The following is a 647-nucleotide window of genomic DNA, read 5'->3' as shown; positions in this document are numbered from 1 at the left end:
GACGGGCTATTGCGTGAATGCCGCGGCTTCGGCGGTGTACTTGAGCCCCGCTACATTGTCGGCGCAGGATCACTTGACCAGTGAGCTATTACGCACTCTTTCAAGGGTGGCTGCTTCTAAGCCAACCTCCTGGTTGTCTAAGCGACCCCACATCCTTTTCCACTTAGTACACGCTTAGGGGCCTTAGCCGGCGATCTGGGCTGTTTCCCTCTCGACTACGAAGCTTATCCCCCGCAGTCTCACTGCCACGCTCTCACACACCGGCATTCGGAGTTTGGCTGACTTCGGTAAGCTTGTAGGCCCCCTAGGCCATCCAGTAGCTCTACCTCCGGTGTGAAACACGTGACGCTGCACCTAAATGCATTTCGGGGAGAACCAGCTATCACGGAGTTTGATTGGCCTTTCACCCCTACCCACAGCTCATCCCCTCAGTTTTCAACCTAAGTGGGTTCGGGCCTCCACGACGTCTTACCGTCGCTTCACCCTGGCCATGGGTAGATCACTCCGCTTCGGGTCCATAATGTGCGACTAAATTTCGCCCTATTCAGACTCGCTTTCGCTACGGCTACCCCTCGACGGGTTAACCTCGCCACACACCGATGACTCGCAGGCTCATTCTTCAAAAGGCACGCCATCACCCCACACAA

General features: G+C 56.1%; 1 rRNA gene. It reads right to left on the bottom strand.

What is annotated here, in order from left to right:
- Positions 1 to 647 (bottom strand): 23S ribosomal RNA (locus tag IBJ82_RS34385); the annotation flags it as partial.

Origin of the sequence: Nocardia sp. XZ_19_231 (assembly GCF_015355705.1) — a bacterium.
GTDB classification, from domain to species: Bacteria; Actinomycetota; Actinomycetes; order Mycobacteriales; family Mycobacteriaceae; genus Nocardia; species Nocardia salmonicida.
Note: the sequence above shows the minus strand (reverse complement) of the source record. Positions and strands in the feature narration are given on the sequence as shown.